The organism is Candidatus Poriferisocius sp. (genome assembly GCF_965208475.1).
Lineage (GTDB): Bacteria > Actinomycetota > Acidimicrobiia > Acidimicrobiales > Bin134 > Poriferisocius.
Window position 1 is genome coordinate 329,000 of sequence record NZ_OZ242338.1, and the last position, 17,857, is coordinate 346,856.

At 64.8% G+C, this 17,857-nt stretch carries 16 protein-coding genes and 1 pseudogene; 13 read left to right on the top strand and 4 right to left on the bottom strand.

The genetic code is table 11. The annotated features are described in order from the left end of the window. The first annotated feature begins 5 nt into the window (after positions 1–5). The 7 genes from def to ACOGXA_RS01585 all read left to right on the top strand — a co-directional run bounded on the left by def (position 6) and on the right by ACOGXA_RS01585 (position 5,428). A complete protein-coding gene (gene def, locus ACOGXA_RS01555; protein ID WP_419925536.1) occupies positions 6–539 on the top strand; it encodes a peptide deformylase in 534 nt (177 codons plus the stop codon). 33 nt (positions 540–572) lie between these two features. Next, on the top strand, positions 573–1,520 hold the full coding sequence (locus tag ACOGXA_RS01560; RefSeq protein ID WP_419925537.1) for a methionyl-tRNA formyltransferase: 948 nt from the start codon (positions 573–575) through the stop codon (positions 1,518–1,520). After that, complete coding sequence (locus tag ACOGXA_RS01565) at positions 1,517–2,653, top strand: transcription antitermination factor NusB (protein ID WP_419925538.1); 1,137 nt, start codon at positions 1,517–1,519, stop codon at positions 2,651–2,653. The genes ACOGXA_RS01560 and ACOGXA_RS01565 overlap by 4 nt, the downstream gene beginning before the upstream one ends. A gap of 11 nt (positions 2,654–2,664) precedes the next feature. Further along, on the top strand, positions 2,665–3,153 hold the full coding sequence (locus ACOGXA_RS01570) for a MogA/MoaB family molybdenum cofactor biosynthesis protein (protein WP_419925539.1): 489 nt from the start codon (positions 2,665–2,667) through the stop codon (positions 3,151–3,153). A gap of 65 nt (positions 3,154–3,218) precedes the next feature. After that, positions 3,219–4,199, top strand: coding sequence for a bifunctional diaminohydroxyphosphoribosylaminopyrimidine deaminase/5-amino-6-(5-phosphoribosylamino)uracil reductase RibD (gene ribD / locus ACOGXA_RS01575; protein ID WP_419925540.1), 981 nt, complete (start codon positions 3,219–3,221; stop codon positions 4,197–4,199). 90 nt (positions 4,200–4,289) lie between these two features. After that, entirely contained in the window at positions 4,290–5,165 is an 876-nt protein-coding gene (gene hisG / locus ACOGXA_RS01580; protein WP_419925541.1) for an ATP phosphoribosyltransferase, read from the top strand. Then, positions 5,162–5,428, top strand: coding sequence for a hypothetical protein (locus ACOGXA_RS01585; protein ID WP_419925542.1), 267 nt, complete (start codon positions 5,162–5,164; stop codon positions 5,426–5,428). The genes hisG and ACOGXA_RS01585 overlap by 4 nt, the downstream gene beginning before the upstream one ends. On the opposite strand, the gene ACOGXA_RS01590 is transcribed toward ACOGXA_RS01585, so the two are convergent. Continuing rightward, positions 5,373–5,831, bottom strand: a complete 459-nt coding sequence (locus tag ACOGXA_RS01590) for a DUF1844 domain-containing protein (RefSeq protein ID WP_419925543.1) — start codon at positions 5,829–5,831, stop codon at positions 5,373–5,375. The two genes, ACOGXA_RS01585 and ACOGXA_RS01590, sit on opposite strands and share 56 nt — an antisense overlap. A gap of 190 nt (positions 5,832–6,021) precedes the next feature. On the opposite strand from ACOGXA_RS01590, the gene infC reads away from it, so the two are divergent. The 5 genes and pseudogenes from infC to ACOGXA_RS01615 all read left to right on the top strand — a co-directional run bounded on the left by infC (position 6,022) and on the right by ACOGXA_RS01615 (position 9,728). Further along, on the top strand, positions 6,022–6,588 hold the full coding sequence (infC, locus tag ACOGXA_RS01595; protein WP_419927024.1) for a translation initiation factor IF-3: 567 nt from the start codon (positions 6,022–6,024) through the stop codon (positions 6,586–6,588). Between the two features lie 90 nt (positions 6,589–6,678). Beyond that, positions 6,679–6,873, top strand: a complete 195-nt coding sequence (rpmI, locus tag ACOGXA_RS01600) for a 50S ribosomal protein L35 (RefSeq protein ID WP_419925544.1) — start codon at positions 6,679–6,681, stop codon at positions 6,871–6,873. A gap of 39 nt (positions 6,874–6,912) precedes the next feature. Continuing rightward, a pseudogene (gene rplT / locus ACOGXA_RS01605) lies at positions 6,913–7,290 on the top strand (50S ribosomal protein L20); the annotation flags it as partial. 146 nt (positions 7,291–7,436) lie between these two features. Next, a complete protein-coding gene (locus tag ACOGXA_RS01610) occupies positions 7,437–8,159 on the top strand; it encodes a TrmH family RNA methyltransferase (protein WP_419927025.1) in 723 nt (240 codons plus the stop codon). Positions 8,160–8,258: 99 nt separating this feature from the next. Beyond that, positions 8,259–9,728, top strand: coding sequence for an AAA family ATPase (locus tag ACOGXA_RS01615; protein ID WP_419925545.1), 1,470 nt, complete (start codon positions 8,259–8,261; stop codon positions 9,726–9,728). A gap of 63 nt (positions 9,729–9,791) precedes the next feature. Here the strand turns inward: ACOGXA_RS01615 and ACOGXA_RS01620 are convergent, their stop codons facing one another. From ACOGXA_RS01620 to ACOGXA_RS01630, 3 genes are all read right to left on the bottom strand, one after another. Further along, entirely contained in the window at positions 9,792–13,793 is a 4,002-nt protein-coding gene (locus ACOGXA_RS01620; protein ID WP_419925546.1) for an AAA domain-containing protein, read from the bottom strand. 170 nt (positions 13,794–13,963) lie between these two features. Continuing rightward, positions 13,964–15,055, bottom strand: a complete 1,092-nt coding sequence (locus ACOGXA_RS01625) for a hypothetical protein (protein ID WP_419925547.1) — start codon at positions 15,053–15,055, stop codon at positions 13,964–13,966. Positions 15,056–15,135: 80 nt separating this feature from the next. Continuing rightward, entirely contained in the window at positions 15,136–16,530 is a 1,395-nt protein-coding gene (locus ACOGXA_RS01630; RefSeq protein ID WP_419925548.1) for an aromatic ring-hydroxylating oxygenase subunit alpha, read from the bottom strand. Positions 16,531–16,642: 112 nt separating this feature from the next. Between ACOGXA_RS01630 and ACOGXA_RS01635 the strand changes: the two genes are divergently transcribed. Beyond that, positions 16,643–17,791 carry a hypothetical protein gene (locus ACOGXA_RS01635; protein WP_419925549.1) on the top strand — a complete coding sequence of 383 codons (1,149 nt, stop codon included), beginning with the start codon at positions 16,643–16,645 and terminating at the stop codon, positions 17,789–17,791. The last annotated feature ends 66 nt before the right edge of the window (positions 17,792–17,857 follow it).

Sequence of the window (17,857 nt, forward strand, 5' to 3'; positions counted from 1 at the left end):
AAACGATGGTCCCACTGCGGATACGGGTGTACGGCGACCCGGTGCTGCGACGCGTGGCCCAAGACGTTGCCGACATAGACGGGGCCATGGCCGATCTGTGCCGGGAGATGCTCACCGCCATGTACGAGGCGCCCGGCATCGGGCTGGCCGCTCCCCAAGTGGGGGTGTCGCAGCGGTTTTTCGTGTACGACTTCGGCGACGGGCCGGGCGTGCTGGTCAACCCGGAGATCACCGAGAGCGACGGCGAGTGGACCTACAACGAGGGCTGCCTGTCGGTGCCCGAGCTGTCGTGGGAGATCGTCCGCCCCCGCAGCATCCATTTGAAGGGGTACGACCTGGATGGCAAGGAGGTGAGCGTCGAGGCTGAGGATCTCGAGGCCCGCCTGTTCCAGCACGAACTGGATCATCTCGAGGGCAAGATCCTGCTCGACTATCTAGACGACGATCAGCGCCGCGAGGCCAAGCGCATCCTGCGCCAGCGGGCGATGGGCGGGCCGAGCCTTCCCTCCAGCACCGGCGACGGGCTGTCGCTGCCGTGATCGACCATTTGCCGGCGGCGGGCTGGGATTGCCGTGATCGACCCGCCGGCTGAAATACGCCGGCTCGTCTACCTCGGCACTCCTAGTGAATCAGTGCCGTTTCTGGAGGCGCTGGCCGCGGACGGGCTCGATGTGGTTCTGGCCGTGACCCGGCCCGACAGACGCCGAGGACGGCGGGCCGAGCCCACTCCCGGCCCGGTGAAAGCCGCCGCCCAGAGCCTGGGCATCCCGGTCTGCACCGATGTGGACGATGTGCTGGGTGCCGATTCCGACCTGGGCGTGGTGGTGGCCTTCGGGCAGATCATCAAGCCCCACGTGCTCGATCGTCTGGCCATGGTCAACGTTCACTTCTCTCTGCTGCCCCGGTGGCGGGGCGCAGCACCGGTGGAGCGGGCCATCTTGGCCGGGGATCAGACCACCGGGGTGTGCCTCATGGAAGTGGCTGAGGGGCTCGATACCGGCCGGGTGTACCGCCGAGTCGAAGTGCCCATCGCCCCCGACGCCACTGGGGCCTCGCTGCGGGCTGAACTAGTGGCCGCCGCGGTTCCGATGCTCGTCGGTGCATTGCGCGATGGCCTCGGCTCGCCTGAACCTCAACATGGCGAGCCGGTCTACGCTGCCAAGATCACCCGGGACGAGCTTCGCCTCGACTGGGAGCAAGCGGCGGAGTTGTTGCATCGGCAAGTGCGGGTTGGTGGGGCGTGGACCACATGGCGGGGCAAGGTGCTGAAGATCTGGTCGGCCCACCCGGTCGCGAAATTGCCGAGCACTACACCGGTCACTGGCAAGATGCCGAACACCTGGCCAGCCCACACAGAAGATGGATCGCTGGCGCCGGGAGGGCTCGACGGCTGCCTGGTCGGCACCGGCGACGGCCAGATTCACCTGGTTGAAGTGCAGGCCGAGGGCAAGTCCCGGCAAGCCGCTGAGGACTGGCTCCGGGGGGCCCGTCCCGTTCCCGGCGACCGGCTCGGATCGTGAGCCGCGCCCACTCGGGCCAGGCTTCGGGGAACGCCCGAGCCGTTGCCGCCAATCTCCTCGACCGGATTGAGCGGGACGGCGCCTACGCCAATCTGGTGTTGGCGTCGGCTGAACTGCCCGAACGCGATGCCGGGTTGATTACCGAACTGGTCTACGGCGCCACCCGCATGCGCCGGGCTTTGGACCACCTCATCGACGGCTTCGTGTCCGAGCCGCCCGATCTCAACACCCGCAATCTGCTGCGGATTGGGGCCTACCAACTCCACATGATGGCCACTCCGGCCTACGCCGCGGTGAGCGAGACCGTTGCAGCCGCGCCCCGGCGCCTGCGGGGGTTCGTCAACGCCGTCTTGCGCCGAGTGGCTGATATGACCCCAGCCTGGCCCACCGACGCGATTCGGCTGAGCTACCCGGATTGGATGGTGGAGCGCCTCGAGCATGACCTCGGCCATGGCGAGGCCCGCGCCGCACTAGAGCAGATGAATCGACCCGGTGGGGCGTCCGCCCGGTCTGACGGCTACATCCAGGATCAGGCGTCGCAATGGGTGGCCGAGTTGGTCGGCGCCCAGCCCCACGAGCGGGTGCTGGACATGTGCGCCGGCCCTGGCGGCAAGGCAACCGCGCTGGCCGGCAGGCCTACAACCGTGGTGGCTGCTGATCACCGCCGGCACCGGGCATCTTTGGTGGCGGCCAACGCCGTTCGCACTGGCGCCAACCTGGCCGGAGTGGTGGTTGCCGACGGCCGCCACCCGCCGTTTCGTCCCGGAACATTCGACCGGGTGCTGGTGGACGCCCCCTGTTCGGGTTTGGGCGTGCTGGGCCGGCGGGCCGATGCCCGCTGGCGAGTGGCACCCGACGACGTGGAGGAACTGGCCCGCCTCCAAGCAGAGCTGGTCCGTTCGGCGTTCAGCCTGGTCAGGCCGGGGGGAGTCGTGGTGTACAGCGTCTGCACCTTGACCGCGGCCGAGACGTCGGAAATTGACCAGTTGGTGGCCCGAGAGCATCCCGATGCCGTCGCTGTGCCCATTGGGGGCCCTCGTTGGCGCTCCCATGCCCGCGGCGGCCTCGTGCTCCCCCAAGACCACAACACCGATGGGATGTTCGTTGTCATCTACAAAACCCCGGACAGCTAGCCTGACCGGCAATGGCTGATCAGGAGGCCGCGGGTTTGGCGGCAAAAGTGCTGACCGTTTCCGACGGCGTGATCGCCGGCACCCGCCAAGACGGCTCGGGCGAAGCCCTAGTGGAGTTGCTGGCGGGCGAGGGCTATCGGTTGGCCGACCGCCGGGCCGTCGAGGACGGCGTGGAGTCGGTGCGCGACGCCCTGTCGGACATGTCCGATGGCTTTGCCGGCCTCATCGTCACCACCGGGGGCACCGGCTTCGGCCCCCGCGACCTCACCCCCGAGGGCACCGCCGCGGTGCTGGAGCGCCGGGCCGACGGCTTGGCCGAGGCCGCTCGGCTGGTGAGCCCGTTCGGCCGCCTGTCCCGAGCCATTGCCGGCACCCGGGGCACGGCGCTGATCGTGAACCTGCCCGGTTCCCCCAAAGGATCGGTGGAGTGTCTGGGCGCAGTGCTCGACGCCATCCCCCACGCCCTGCGTCTGCTGGCCGACCAGCCCACCGAGCACTGACCCAAAGCCCGCATCGATCAGCCCACCGAGCATTGACCCAAAGCCCGCATCGATCAGATCAGATGATGGATCTGGCCTTGGAGGCGGCCCGCTCCTGCCGGCTGGTGACGTCGCCCAACCCGTGGGTGGGGTGCGTGATCGACAGCAGCGAGGGCCGGTTCTCGGGGGCCACGTCGCCGCCCGGGGGAAACCATGCCGAGATCAATGCCCTAGAGGCCGCTGGCGGGCGGGTCCGGGGCGCTGACCTGTACACCACGCTGGAGCCCTGCAACCACCAGGGACGTACCGGGCCGTGTGCCGACGCCATCGCTGGTGCGGGGATAGCCCGGGTTTTCGTCGCCATCGAGGATCCCGACCCGGCCGTGTCGGGGCGGGGCATCGCCGCCCTGCAAGGGGCCGGAGTCTCGGTGGAGACGGGGATACGGGCCGACGAGGCTGCCGAGCTGTTGGCCCCTTATCTGAAGCACCGTCGCACCGGGCGCCCCTGGGTCGTGCTCAAACTGGCCGCTTCGCTGGACGGTCGCATCGCCGCTCCCGACGCCACCAGCCGGTGGATCACCGGCTCTGAGGCTCGCCGCGACGCTCACCGGCTGCGAGCCGAGAGCGACGCCGTGCTGGTGGGAGCGGGCACTGTTCGAGCCGACGACCCCGCCCTCACCGTGCGCGACTGGCAGCCTCCTGCGGGGGTGGCGCCCCGCAACGAACAGCCGCTTCGCGTGGTTCTGGGCGCCGCGCCCCCCGATGCCCGCATCCGCCCTGCGCTGGAGATGAGCGGTCCATTGGAGCAGGTGCTGGCAGATTTGGGGGATCAAGGCGTGGTCCAGTTGCTCGTCGAAGGGGGCGCAACCACCGCGGCCGCCTTCCACCGGGCCGGTCTGGTAGACCAGTACGCGGTCTACCTGGCCCCGGCCCTGTTCGGCGGCGAAGACGGCCGTGCGATGTTTGCCGGACCGGGGGCGGCCTCTGTCGCCGACTTGTGGCGGGGAGAGATCACCTCGGTCGCCCAGCTTGGATCGGACCTTCGGATCGACCTGCGGCCCCATTGAACCGGGAATGGCAAACGGGCACGGGGTACCGGGATTTCCCATCTGGGTATTGATGGCAGCCCCGGACTTTCAGCCCGGTAGCGTTGGGACATGCTCTCATTGGTGCTGCCCAAGGGGTCGCTGGAAAAAGCGACCTTGGAGCTTTTCGACGCCGCCGACATCCCCGTGCACCGCGGTTCGGATGTGGCTTACAGGGGGACGATCAACGACCCCCGCATCGATCAGGTTCGCATCCTCCGCCCCCAGGAGATTCCCCGATATGTGGCTGACGGGCTGTTCGATCTGGGCATCACCGGGCGCGACTGGGTGGCCGAGACCAACAGCGAAGTGGTGTCGCTGGGCGAGCTCCAGTACTCCAAGAACACATCCCGGCCGATCCGGATGGTGCTGGCAGTGCCGGGTGATTCGCCCTGGAACGCCGCCGAGGATCTGCCCCAGGGGGTGAAGATCTCCAGCGAGTATCCCGCCCTGACCAAGCGGTTCTTCGACGATCTGGGCATCGAGGCCGACATCGCCCTGTCATACGGCGCCACCGAGGCAAAAGCTCCCGACATCGTGGACGCTGTGGTGGAGATCACCGAAACCGGTCGGGCGCTGCGGGCCGCCGGTCTCAAGATCATCCACACCATCCTCACCTCCTACACCGAGCTGGTGGCCAACCCGGCCAGCTACGCCGACCCCGAGCGCCGCCACGCCATGGAGCAGATCCACACGCTCTTGTGCGGGGTGCTGGAGGCGCGGGGCAAGGTGCTGGTGAAGATGAACGTGCCGGCCGGGCGCCTCGACAAGGTGATCGACCTGCTGCCGTCGATGAAGGCGCCCACGGTCAACGAGCTGTTCGGGGGCCACGGCTACGCGGTGGAAACAGTTGTGCCCAAAGCCGACATCAACATCTTGATCCCCGACCTGCGTGACGCCGGGGCCAGCGACATCATCGAGTTGCCGCTGGCCAAGATCGTCCATTGAGCCTGTCAGGCCGCGGCGTTTCCCTCATCGGCACGGTGGCCGGCTTCGACGATGGCACCGGCTGGGGTGTGATCGCGGCCGGCGATGGCACCGGCTATCCGTTCCACTGCACGGCGATCGCCGATGGAACCCGGTCCATCGAGGCAGGCGCCCCGGTGGTCTTTCATCTGACTCCCGGCCACCTCGGCGTGTGGGAGGCGACTGGGGTCACCCCTCAGCAGCCTGCCCAGGATCCCCCTCAGCAGTTCCCTCCATCGCCCTAGACACCTGCACGAAGGCCATGCGGATCTGGTGGAGGGCGTCTTTCAGCGTGGCCTTGTGCTCGCCGAGGCGGTCTTCCATCCCCTCCACCAGCGCTCCTAGTGCGTCGATGGCCAGCCGGGCCTCGTCCAGATTGGGCGGCTGCTGGCTGAGGTGGATGGCCCCCAGCTCGTACAGGCCCATGGCATGGTTGCCCACCACCACCGATGCCGGCGTGGTGGCGATCTGCTCTCGGGCCTCGGCCAGTTGCTGGGCCAGTTCCTCGGCCTGGGCCCGCTCCTCGTCGCTCAGCCCGGCCATCGGATCCTCCGACGGCTCGGGAGGGGCCTGCGCCGACGGGGCTGCCGACCGCCCCCGGCCGTCCTCAACCGGTATTTCCCCGCCTGGTGTCCAGAGTGTGCTCATTGTCGTTCTCGACTCCTTTTTACCTCGTCTGGCGTTATTGTCCCTCAACGCTGATACTGTTACCCCGCAACTTCGGCGCGCAAGCGGGATGAGATTAATCCCGGCGGGCCAACCCCAATAGTCGAGAGAGAGGAACATGCGCATTGCAGAGCGGTGATCGGCCATAGCTTCGGCAGATGCAGAGCCCCGGATCAACGATCGGATCAGAGCCCATGAGGTTCGGCTCGTCGGTCAGGATGGACAGCAGATAGGCATTCGCCAACTGCCCGAGGCGTTGGACATGGCCCGTGATGCCGGTTTGGACCTGGTGGAGGTCGCTGACAAGGCGACCCCGCCGGTGTGCCGGATCATGGACTATGGCAAGTACAAGTACGAGGTCGCCCAGCGGGCCAAAGAGTCCCGGCGAAACAGCACCAACATCATCGTCAAGGAGATGAAGTACCGGCCCAAGATCGGGCCCGGAGACTTTGAGACCAAGACGCGCAAGGTGCGGGGTTTTCTGGAAGAAGGCTCCAAAGTCAAGGTAACGATCATGTTCCGGGGCCGCGAGGTGCAGCATCCCGAATTGGGACGGCGCATTCTCGACAACATCGCTGCGGAGGTTGAGGAAGTGGCCAAGGTCGAGGTCTATCCCCGGCTCGATGGCCGCAACATGGTCATGGTGCTTGGCCCGGTGAAGAAGAAGTCTCGCAAGCAGGCCGCCCGGGCGGCTCGCGCTGCGGCCGAGGAGACCGCGGCAACCGATTCTGCAACTTGAATTGAGATCTGAGATCATTTGGCCTGGATCATTTGATCTAGGTCACTTGATTGAGTGACTTCAAGGCTCACTACAGCGCGAGTAACAGCTATGCCCAAGATGAAGACCCACCGAGGCGCGGCCAAGCGGTTCAAGACCACTGGCACCGGCAAGATCCGCCGCCGCAGCGCCTACAAGAACCACATCCTCGAGAAAAAGTCCCCCAAGCGCAAGCGCCAGCTGCGCGGCCCGGCCCAGGTGTCAGCCGCTGATGCTCCCGCGGTGAAGCGCCAGCTGGGCCTCTAGGCCTGAAGCGACCGATTCGAGTCCAAGGAGAAGCACGCAATGGCCAGAGTCAAGCGCGCCGTACCCGCCCGCAAGCGCCGGAAGGCGGTCCTGAAGCGGGCCAAGGGGTACTACGGCAACAAGAGCCGCACGTTCAGGGGCGCCAACGAACAGCTTATGCACAGCGGCCAGTACGCCTATCGGGATCGCCGGGCCCGCAAAGGCGAGTTCCGCCGCCTGTGGATCCAGCGCATCAACGCCGCCTGCCGCCAGAACGGCACCTCCTACAGCCGCTTCATCAACGGCTTGAAGCTGGCCGAGGTGGAGGTCGACCGCAAGATCCTGGCCGAGCTAGCCGTGAATGATCCCGCGGCATTCACCGCTCTGGTTGGAGTGGCCAGGGCCGCGGCCGGGGCCGAGCCTGACTCCGACACTGCTACCGCGGAAGCCGCCGAAGCCGCCGACGAACCAGCAGCAGCGGACGCCGAAGCCGCAGCCGCCGACGCAGCCGCCGACGAAGCCGCAGCCGCGGCCGAAGAATCGGCCGACAAGGCCGAGACCGCCTCAGTGGGGTAGTAGGGCTGATCAGTTCGCGAAATTCCCGGGTTGCTGAGCTACGCCGCTTAGCCCAGAAGCGCCGTGATCGCACGGCAACCGGCAAGTTCGTGATCGACGGTCCGCGTCTGCTGGCCGAAGCAGCGGATGCGGGCATCGAGTTGGTGGACGTGTTTGTCGAGCCCGGCGTGGATCCCGGGGTTGCCGTAGACGTACCCCTGTGGACTGTGGCAGAGGGCGTTTTGGCCAAAATCGGCTCCGTAGCCACCCCTCAAGGCGTTGCCGCCACGGCCCGAATTCCCGATCTGGCGCCCTTGGCTGACGGCGACTTCGTCGTGGAGCTGGAGGGGGTGGCCGATCCCGGCAACGCCGGAACCATCGTGCGCAGCGCGGTTGCCGCCGGCGCTCAAGCGGTGGTGTTCAGCCCCGGCTCGGTGGACCCCTGGAACCCCAAAACAGTGCGAGCATCCGCCGGCGCGCTCTTTCGAGTCCCATTGGCTGTTGCGGCACCCGTCGGGGAGCGCCTCGGCACCGACCCCCATCAGGGCGACTCCTGCGACCAAGTTGACCTTACCGGCCCCCTCACTCTGGTGGTGGGCAACGAGTCCCACGGCCTCGATCAGACTGCGCCAGTAGACCGCTGGGTGTCCATCCCCATGGCCGATGGGGTCGAGTCTCTCAACGTGGCCGCTGCAACCACCGTCCTCTGCTTCGAGATCGCCCGCCAACGCCGCGGTGGACACGCACTTTAGCGAGCCATCGCGGTGATATATCAATATGTTAGTCAACTAATGCATTAGTACACTAATATATTAGTTGACTAAGTTGATAGTTGACTGTACCGTTGCAGTATGGAGCCAAGGGCACTAGTCAACCGGGAGGCGGAGGCGGAGAATCTGCAAACTCTGCTGGAACGGGGCACGCCCGCTCTCGCGTTGGTGCGCGGCCGCCGACGGGTGGGAAAGACATATCTGCTGTCCAATCTCTGGCCGTCCGAGCAAGCGCTGCACTATTCGGCATCGTCCACCACCCCGATGTTCAACCGCCAGGCGCTGATCGAAGAAGCAGCCCATTGGTCGGGAGAAGAGATCCGCCTTGAGGATCACCCGACTTGGCGCACGGTCTTTCGCACTCTGTTCGGGCTGCGGCCCACCCAGCCAACCGTCATCGTGTTGGACGAGTTCCAGTATCTCGCCGATGGCGAGAGCGGGTTGCGAGAGGTCGCCTCGGAGCTGAACGCGGTGTGGGAGTCGGGTTTGCCCCGCTCGGCGGGGTTGCTAGTGGTGCTCTCCGGGTCGGCGGTGCGCACCCTCGAGGCCTTGGCCGCCGGAGGGTCTCCCCTCTACGGCCGGCTTGATGCCGTGATCCCACTCGAACCGTTCGACTATTACAACGCCGGCCAGATGGTTCACCGGTATGGGCTCCGCGACCAGGTTCGCGCCTACGCGGCGTTCGGCGGTCTGCCGGCCAATCTGGCCGTGGTGGATGACACCCACTCGGTGGGGGAGAACATCGCTGAACTCCTTCTGTCGCCTCACGGTGTGGTCCGCTCTCGTCTAGCGACAGAGATCGACCAGGAGGAGGGATTGCGCAACACCTCCCGCTATCGGGCAGTGCTGGCCAGTATCGGGCTGGGTTCCCGCACCGTCGGGGAGGTCGCCTCGTCGATGGGCCAGCAGGCCGACACGGCATTGAAACGTGTAGTCGATCAGCTCGAGGACATGTCGTATCTGGTTCGCGAGGTCAACTTCGGGGCCTCCCCCCAGAGGGGGATCCGCTATCGCCTGGCCGACCCCGCGACGCGGTTTCACTACGGAATCGGTTTGCCGGCCGAGTCAGCGGTGGCCGTGCTCGGCCCGGAGGCCGCATGGCGGGTTCGTATTGAGCCAGGAATATTTCCCTCCTACGTTGGCCAGCACGTCTTTGAGGACGTAGCCCGCCAAGCCTGTCGGCGCTGGGGGCCTGCCCAGGGCTTGCCCCCAGTGGCCGAGTGGAGCAGATGGGCCGGCCGCGACCGGTTGCGCCGCGAGGTGGAGATCGACTTGGCAGGACGCACCCTCGACGGAGGCATGGTCACCGGCTCAGTCAAGTTCCGCACCCGCCCCGCCGACGCCAAGACCTACTTGGATCACGTAGCCGCCCTCGAACGCCTAGCCGACAGCGGCCTCGGCTGGGCCAAAGAGGCCCTGGCCCCGCAGTCGCCCTTCTGGTTCGTCTCCGCCGCCAGCTACGCCCCCTCATTCCACGAAGTCGCCGACCCCACCCGCCAAGTCATCTCCTGGACCATGGACGACCTCTACCCAGGATTGCCAGGCAGTTAGAAGAGGCTAACCTTGTTGTCAGGCCTTGGTAGTGCTTTGCTGTCAGCAGTCGCTCCTGCTTCGTTATCCCGCCGAATCGATGGCTTCGTTGAGGGCGTCAACGATTTTCTGGCCTCGACGTCCGAAGCCAAGATCTTGGAACAGTTCTTCAAATAGTTCGTCGTCGGTGCGGAGAAGTCCGTCAGATTTGATCCACTTGACCAGTTGCACGAGTTCGTGGTGTGAGTATTCGTTGATGGAGGGGTAGCGCCGGACTCTGGGCCTGTCGTCCCTGGCTGGCAGATCGCTGTCGGGTGCAAGGCCCTGGAGGGCAGGCGCGGAATCCAGCGTCCTCGGCGGTGTGACCATGCCTAAATCGATGCCAGCTACTGCCTGTTTGTAGGCGGCCAATACCCGGTCCACCTCATGACGATGGTCGTTGAACCAGTCAGTGGACCAGATGCGGCAGAACCGCCATCCGAGTCGTTCCAGATGCTCCTGTCGCAATCGGTCGCGATCTCGGGCTGTGGGAGAGGAGTTATAGCTGACTCCATCGGCCTCCACTGCCAGGGCGAACTGGCCAGTCCTGGTCGGGTGGCGCACCGCGAAATCGATTCGATAGCCCGAGCACCCATACTGGGGCACGACATCGAGGCCAGCAGATCTAAGCTCATTGACGATATCAACCTCAAAGGGGTTCAGAGGGGTCCGCTCATCGGCTCCGTCCAACTCGGTGCCGCCTGATTGGGCGAACTTCAGGAAACCCCGAAGCATGTTCGCCCCAGTGGACTTTGTCCTGTCGGGGTCCATGTCGGAGAAGGCGAAAGACGAGACCAAAGTCATCCGCTTGCGGGCTCTTGTGATGGCCACGTTCAAACGCCGCTCGCCGCCTTGCATATTCAGCGGTCCGAACCGGTATTGCATCTTGCCAGCGGCGTTCTTGCCGTAGCCGATGCTCAAGATGATGGCATCGCGCTCATCGCCCTGCACACGCTCTAGGTTCTTCACGAAAGCCCGCTCCATGTGCGACTCCTTGAAGAACTCCTCGAATTCGGGCTTGTTCTCCCTTTCAATCCGCTGTCGAAGTGCCTCCTCGATGTGGCTGGCGTGGTGCAAGCCCATGGCGGTCACCCCGAGGCTCTCCTCTGGCCGCTGGTGGGCGTGGTCGATCATCAGGTCCACCACTCGCTGCACCTCGTCAGAGTTGCTGCCATTCTCGGTGGCTACACCCTCACGGTGGGGTACCAGCACCCAGTCCAATCTCTGGTCGGCATCGGCCCCGGGGAAAGTGGTAAGGCCGCCGTCGTAGATCTCCTGGTTGGAGTAGGCGATGAGCCGCTCGTCTTGAGAGCGATAGTGCCAGGTGAGGGGGTGCCGATTGAGCCGGGAGTCCATGACATCGAGGATCGACTCGTAATCCGTCACCGACTCCTCCTCTTCGTCGAGATCATTGTCGGCACTGGTGGTGTCGAAGAAAGAAGTGGGCGGCAGTTGGTGGGAGTCTCCGGCTACCATCGCCCGTCGCCCCCGCAGCAGTGCGGGGATGGCGTCGCAGGGCATCACCTGGCTGGCCTCATCGAACACCACGAGGTCGAACAGCGGTTGGGGCGGCAGGGTCTGGGCCACGTCTAGCGGTGACATGGCCCAGCATGGGCGCAGCGCGGTCAGCGCCTCAGGGGCTCGCTCGAACAGACTCCTCAGCGGCAAGTGGCGGGTCTTCTTCCGGGCCTCTTTGCGGATCAACTGGTTTTGGCCGGGATTCTGGTTGAGCGCTTTCACCGCGCTTTCAGCGACGCGACGGGCCACTCGGGCCGGTGCCTGATCTAGGTGCTTAGCATCGTTCTGTTGGAACTCTTTCACGTAGCGGCTCTGGCGGGATCCTTGGAACCCCGTCAAGCGGGAGCCTGCCAGCAGCACGTCCCGTTGAATCGACCTCAGCCATGAGTAGTCGAAGGCGGCTTCCAAGCCAGCAGGCGAAAGAGCGTTGTCGGCGACCCTGTCGATTAGCGGTCCTACGTGGGCAACCTGTAGGCGCTGTTCCACTTCGGCCAACCGGGGCAGACTCAACAGTGTGCGCTGATCGTCGAGCAGTTCTAGAATCGTTTGGGAGATTCCGTCGATGGTCTCTGCCGCGAGCCTGCCCTCGGGCAGCAGCAGGGCTAGTTCGTCGATGGTGTTCTTCATCTCGGCGAACGCCTCGGCTGCCTCTTCAGCGTTGGCCGGGACCCGGGGCAATCCGATACAGCCCAGTTCGGCCCAGCGACGCGCTTGGTTTCGGGCAGCGTCGACCGCTTCGGCCGCGGCTCTTCTCTCGAGTGTTGATGATTCAGGCTGGAGGCTCTTCAGTTCTGCTTTGGCCGCCTTGTACCGCTTGTTGAACAGCCGGATGAACACATTCTTGGCCGCGGGGACCATGTCCTCGGCCAGCCGATTGACGTCTCGGTCGAACACATCAAGGGTAAGGGCCAACTCGGTTTTCGCAATGCCGCGCGCCAAGTCAGCAACTTCGCCAACCACCTCACCCCACCTGGAAATCGACCCCGGATCGTCGATCCCCAGATCATCTGCCAGCACCCTCTGTTGAGCTTGCCAGGCGGAAATGATCTCGTAGGACAGTCGGGTACACGCATCGAGCGCTCTCCGGGCCTCTTTGTCGGTGGTGATTCGGGCACCGGACCATGGCGAGCGACCTGAGCAGAGCGGTTCGGCCCAGTCGGCCCAGTCTCTTATATCGCGGCGCACCTGCTGGGCGACTGCCTCGTCCAATTCGGACAGAGCCGGGGGCGGGATCCACATCAGCGGTTGAGGCTTGTCGCCGTTCTGAGACCCTGATGCCTCTAGTTGCATCAGCCGCCACAGCACCTCGAAATACGAAATTCCCCATGGCTTGCGCTCGCTGTGCAGCGCCTCGGCGTAGCCCGACAGCTCTTGGCGGGATAACTCCAATTTCTGGTGGAGGTCTTGGTGGTCGACTTGAGGGGTCTGTTTGATAGCTGCGAACGATTTGTCGAGCTGGCGGGCAAGCTCTTTGCGGGAGGAGACTCCTCCGTGGAGGTCCATCACAAACCCGTCTAAGCCCACTTTGGTCAGCCGCTTGGATACCGCGTCTATGGCCGCCCGCTTCTCGGCCACGAACAGCACGCTTTTGCCTTGAGCCATCATGGTCGCGATGAGGTTGGAGATTGTCTGGCTCTTGCCCGTGCCCGGCGGGCCCTGGAGCACAAACGACTCCCCAGCCAAAGCAGCGTTGATAGCGGCGTTCTGAGAAGAGTCGGCGTCGAGAACCAAGAACTCTTGCTGAGGAGGGGTGTGGTCGGGCATAGACGGCGTCACCGTGCTGGCGTGGTCGGCCCGCACCGACTCCTCGGCCTCCTCGTCGCCGGCGATCGCCGCGATCAGGTTGTGTCGGGCCAGAGCTTCGATGTTGTTGTTGATGTCGTTGACCATTGGCATCTTCTTGAACATGAAATTGCCCAGTACCACTTGCTCGTCTATGTCGAAGCCGGGAACCCGCTCGGCCCGTCGGCTGAGCTCTGCGAAGATGGCCTGCTCCTCTTTCTCGCTGATTTGCTCCCCATCTCCATAAGGGTCCATGAGGCTCTCGCCAGACACGTCAACGTCGAACTCGTTGTCCAAGTGCTGTAGCAATGCCTCGTTGAGAGTCCAGTCGCCGCTCAGCCGCAGGTCGAAATCGACTTCGGCGGCGCCGGTGCGCTCCAAATCCACTGGGCACAAGAGCACTGGAGCGTTCGGCGTGGCGCTCGACGACGCCGGCTTCCACGTGGCCATCCCCCATCCCAAAAACAGGGTGTTGATGCCCTTTTCCTCATAATTGGCCACGGCCTTGCGGTTGACCGCCCGGATGCGCCGCACCGCGTCGTCGAAGTGGTCATTGGGGAACAGCTCTTGGGCCCGCACCTTCTTGCCGCCCAACAAGCTCTTCAGTGCCCTGGGATCGGCGTCGCCCAAGCTCAGCGTGCCCACCCTCAGTTCCCTGTAATACAGCAGGCGGTTCCGCCCGGACTCGTCGGTCAGCTCCTTGGCCCACTGCTCCGCAGCCCGTTCTACTGTTTCACGGCGATTCACTCGCTGGAGGCTAGCCCTTCACTACGACAGGTTCTTGCCCGCTCGTTCTTGATCGCAAGGCCGGTGCGTCGCGGTGCCGTCGACCACCGCGGCACTATGACAGGTTCTTGCCCGCTCGCACGTGGCGTGCAAGGAGTTGGCTCCGAAAGATACTCCACACCTGAGTTGGTTCAGAGGGGGAAACGGCGACGGAGCCAATCGGCGAGAAGGGGATCGACAACGACGAGTTGGCCTCGGTGATGGCGCAGCAGGCCGTTGCCCAACAGAGCCATGGACGCTCCTTGGGCAGTTCCGGGCGACAGGTAGAGCAGTTGGGCATGGCGGCCATAAATGCTCCCGGCTGAAGCCACTGCCCTGAGGGTCTTCTGGTGCCCTGTCGGAAGCAATCCGAAGATGCGCTCTGATCCCGTGTCCACGTTGGCGCGCACATTGGCAAGGGCTCGCCCCCAGGTCTGCGAGTCGGCGGTACCACCTGGATCAACGAGCCTCCAAACGGCGTCGGAGAGTTGCATTGCCCGCTGGGGATGCCCTTTGGCAAAGTCCACGATGCGGCTGGTCACGCCGCCGGTACTCCGACCGGTGCGGTCGAACCCGTCTTCAACGATGCGGAATAGTGCGTCATCGGCCAGCGGGCCGACCTCCACGAGATCGGCTTGGGCGAAAAAGGGCTGCGTCTGATCGCTGAACAGTGTCCGCATAACGGAGGGTTCTGAACCAGCGAACACGATGCCCATCGACTGGAAATGATGTTGCAGTTCGGTCCTCAGCACCCCCGCGCCGCCTTCCACTCCGGCGATGCCGGAGAACTCGTCGAACACTATGAATATGTCATGGCGCTGGCTTGTGTCCACCAGCGCTTCAAGGAGAGATCGCAATGACAGCCCAGGATCGGATTCTCGGCGGTGCCGCCGCGAAAGCTCAATGCCCAACATGCCGATCTTCAACGACATGCCGCTGGCGATGGAGTCGAGCACCTGGCGCACTGGCCCAACAACGGTGGCGAGACCGCGGTCTACCGCGCTGGCCAAGTCGGCCATGGATGTCAGCTGATAGAGATCGATCCACACCGGCTGAGGGCCGACTGCTTGAAGGTCGGCGGCAACCCGCTTCAACAAGCTGGTCTTGCCATAGCGGCGGGGTCCGACCAATGCAGTAAGTCGACGATCTGTGATGCGTTGGGCAATGTCGACAACCAAGGCTTCTCGTCCAGAAACCTGATCGGCTTGCAGCGGGCCATGGTAGGGGAACGGGCTTCGATCCACCTTGCCAGTATACTCTATTAAGTCGAGTATTGGATACTCTATTCAATCGAGTATCCAATACTCGGTTAAACCGAGTATCTCTATTGGCTGACCATGGGGCCGATGGCTGCGGGCTGAGCCCTGAGGGCTTCGATTTCGGCTACGGCCTCGTCAGACAGCTCGCTGATGCCGATGAACTCTTCGAGGTTGTAGTGGAGGTTGATGATCCGCATCTCCTCGCGGCTCAACACGATGTGATCTAACCCTGGTTGGTGCAGGCCGCGTTGGGCTCGTTGGAGGTTGGAGAGGTCCTGGTCGAACACCAGGTTCATTGATGCCTCCTCGGCGGGGATCGTGGCCTGCACGGGCTGGGTTCGCTCGGTGCCCGGGGGGCGGCGGTCGAGGTGAAGCAAGTCCATGAAGGCGTCGTCGGGGGTGTCGCCGGGGCGGGACCGCAGCACGGTGATGGAGTCGCACATCACGATCACCGTGATGTTGGGGAACAGGTTGAACTGGAACAGGTCCAGCATCTGCGACTGGTCGAAGCTGCCCAGATCGAGGCCCTTCTGCGTGGTCTGGGCCCGCACCATCTCCTCCAGCACGTCGCGCACGCTTCCGCCGTCGGGAGTCGGCGGGCACGGTCCGGGATTCTCGGAGTTTTGGCCGTAGCGGGCGCCCTGGGTAACGATGATCGACTCCCATATCTCCTGGTCGGTGGCTCCGTTGCGCAGCCGGGGGCTGGGCACTCCGTAGGGCTGGTGCAGTGACCCGTGTCGGCCGTAGAGCCGGTTAACAGAGTTGACGTCGTCGCAGCTGGGCAGCATCTCCCGGTGGATGCCCTGCACGTGGTAGGTCTCGCTGAACGCCTCGATGAGGGTCTTCCAGTTGCACGGCAGCGGCACGGTGAGGTCATACGCGCAGGCGTACTCGTCGAGGCGAGCCCACTCCAGGAGGCCGGGAATGGCCTCCAGGTACTCGTCGAGGGGCTCGGCGTCGAGGTCCAGATTCACGAACACCAGCGGCCCCCAGGTGCCCACCTGTACCGGGAACAGCGGGTAGTCGTCGTTGCGCAACGCCCCGAAGCCCCGGCGCGACGGCACCTCGCGCAGCTTTCCGTCGAGCGTCCAGCTCCAGCGGTGGTAGATGCAGCGCAGCTCGGTCAGTCCCGACCCCGAACCGGTACACAGCACGTTGCCCCGGTGGCGGCACACGTTTTGGAACCCCCGCAGCACCCCGTCGTCGCCCCGCACCACCAGCACCGACAAATTGCCCACCGAGTACTCGAACCAATCGCCCGGCGCTGGTACATGGTCGACCGTGCAGGCCAGCTGCCAGGCCTTGGGCCACACATGGGCCGTCTCCAACTCGGCCCACTCGGGAGAGATATACCGATGGGCGGGCACCTCGACGGGAGTCCGCCGAGGCGGGACTGCTCCGATAGCGGTTCCCACCGGGGCATCGTTGGTGAGCTCGGGGCCGATCTGGATTCTCGCCATGGCTGAACAGTAGCGGTAGCCATCATCACGGGACCCGGGCTTGGCTGCTGGTGCGAGCGGTATTTCTTGGTTGGGCTCGCCGGCGGCGGCTTTCCCGTAATCTGTGGCCACTATGAGCGTGTCCGAGGGGTTTGTGTTCGCCATTGGCGCGCTGATCGCTATTGGCACGCTCATGGCCGCAGTTCAAACGGTGGTGGTGCCCCGAGCCGAGCGCAGCCTGCTGATGCGCTTTTTGTACTCGGGCATGGGGTTGCTGTTCTCGGCCCTGGCCCGGCGCCGCAAGCCGTACGAGGCCCGCGACGCGCTGCTGGCCCTCTACGCTCCGACCACCCTCATGATGCTGCCCTTGGTATGGGCTTCGGGCGTCACCTACGGGTTCTCATTGATGTTCTGGTCGCTGAATGTGCGTCCCTACCAGGCCGCTTTGGTGCTGAGCGGCTCGTCTCTCACCACCTTGGGCTTTCGGGAGACGCAAGACCTGTTCAGCCTGCTGCTAGCGGTGTGCGAGGCGCTCATCGGCTTGGGCATCGTGGCGCTGTTGATCAGCTACTTGCCCACTATGTACAGCGCGTTCAGCGCCCGGGAAGTGGCAGTGGGCCGCCTGGAGATCAGGGCGGGAACCCCTCCGACTCCCGAGGCCATGATCGTCTTGGCCCATGAGAACGGCGCCCTTGAGTCGGCCGGCGAGGCGTGGACCGAGTGGGAGCACTGGTTCGTTCAGCTCGAAGAGACCCATCAGACATACCCAGCTTTGGCCTATTTCCGCTCGGTGCGCCCCGACCGGTCGTGGGTGACCGCGGCGGGCGCGGTGCTGGACGCCGCCGCCATCATGTTGTCGACGGTGGCGGTGCCCCATTCGCCCTCGGCGCCGTTCATGATCCGGGCCGGTTATGTGGCGCTGCGCAACATCGCCGACTTCTTTGCCATCGACTACGACCCCGATCCCGATCCCACCGCGCCCATAACCGTGCGCCGCCACGAGTTCCACGAAACCTATGAAACCCTTCAGCGGGCCGGAGTTCCGGTGGTGGCCGACCGGGAGCAGGCGTGGCGCGACTATGCCGGTTGGCGGGTGAACTACGACACCTGCCTGGTGGGACTGGCCTCGATCACCTCGGCACCCCCGGGCAAGTGGAGCAGCGACCGGCCGTCGCCCTATCACCGCCTGCCCCTTTTCCATCGTCCGCTACGCCGTCCGATGCCCCCGGTTCTGCGGGAGATCATGCGCCGCCGCGGCCTGGGCCAGGAACGCCGGAGATGACGCCGACGGGCTCGCTGCCCAGGATTTTGGGCCAGGGCTCGCACCGGGCGCGCCGAATCCACTGTC

Excerpts from the sequence above, each read along its gene's own strand:
- def (WP_419925536.1), top strand. The coding sequence starts at position 6 with ATGGTCCCACTGCGGATACGGGTGTACGGCGACCCGGTGCTGCGACGC.
- ACOGXA_RS01570 (WP_419925539.1), top strand. The coding sequence starts at position 2,665 with ATGGCTGATCAGGAGGCCGCGGGTTTGGCGGCAAAAGTGCTGACCGTT.
- ribD (WP_419925540.1), top strand. The coding sequence starts at position 3,219 with ATGGATCTGGCCTTGGAGGCGGCCCGCTCCTGCCGGCTGGTGACGTCG.
- hisG (WP_419925541.1), top strand. The coding sequence starts at position 4,290 with ATGCTCTCATTGGTGCTGCCCAAGGGGTCGCTGGAAAAAGCGACCTTG.
- ACOGXA_RS01590 (WP_419925543.1), bottom strand. The coding sequence starts at position 5,831 with ATGAGCACACTCTGGACACCAGGCGGGGAAATACCGGTTGAGGACGGC.
- rpmI (WP_419925544.1), top strand. The coding sequence starts at position 6,679 with ATGCCCAAGATGAAGACCCACCGAGGCGCGGCCAAGCGGTTCAAGACC.
- ACOGXA_RS01615 (WP_419925545.1), top strand. The coding sequence starts at position 8,259 with ATGGAGCCAAGGGCACTAGTCAACCGGGAGGCGGAGGCGGAGAATCTG.
- ACOGXA_RS01630 (WP_419925548.1), bottom strand. The coding sequence starts at position 16,530 with ATGGCGAGAATCCAGATCGGCCCCGAGCTCACCAACGATGCCCCGGTG.
- ACOGXA_RS01635 (WP_419925549.1), top strand. The coding sequence starts at position 16,643 with ATGAGCGTGTCCGAGGGGTTTGTGTTCGCCATTGGCGCGCTGATCGCT.